Source organism: Burkholderia sp. BCC0397, assembly GCF_902832865.1.
Classification (GTDB): domain Bacteria; phylum Pseudomonadota; class Gammaproteobacteria; order Burkholderiales; family Burkholderiaceae; genus Burkholderia.
Genome location: NZ_CADFDL010000035.1, coordinates 1 through 441, shown reverse-complemented (window position 1 = coordinate 441; position 441 = coordinate 1). Strand labels below are relative to the sequence as shown.

1 protein-coding gene is annotated in these 441 nt (G+C 64.2%); it reads right to left on the bottom strand.

All coding sequences use genetic code 11. From position 1 onward, the window contains the following. Position 1: 1 nt before the first annotated feature. A partial coding sequence (locus HWX03_RS36640) for a 4Fe-4S dicluster domain-containing protein (RefSeq protein ID WP_175874676.1) occupies positions 2 to 441 on the bottom strand: 440 nt, incomplete at its 5' end.

Here is a 441-nt window from a genome sequence, read left to right as displayed (position 1 = left end):
GTTACATGTTCGGGTAATTCGGCCCGCCGCCGCCTTCGGGCGTGACCCACACGATGTTCTGCGTCGGGTCCTTGATGTCGCAGGTCTTGCAGTGCACGCAGTTCTGCGCGTTGATCACCAGCCGATCGCTGCCGTCGTCGTTCTTCATGAACTCGTACACCGCCGCCGGGCAGAAGCGCGCCTCCGGCCCCGCGTAGGTGCGCAGGTTCACGTTCACCGGCACGCTCGCGTCCTTCAGCGTCAGGTGCGCCGGCTGGTTCTCCTCGTGGTTCGTGTTCGAGATGAACACCGACGACAGCCGGTCGAACGTCAGCTTGCCGTCCGGCTTCGGATACTCGATCGGCTCGCACTGCGATGCCGGCTTCAGCATTTCATGGTCCGCGTGCTGGTGATGCAGCGTCCACGGCACGTTGCCGCCCATCACCTTCTGCTCGAGCCCGA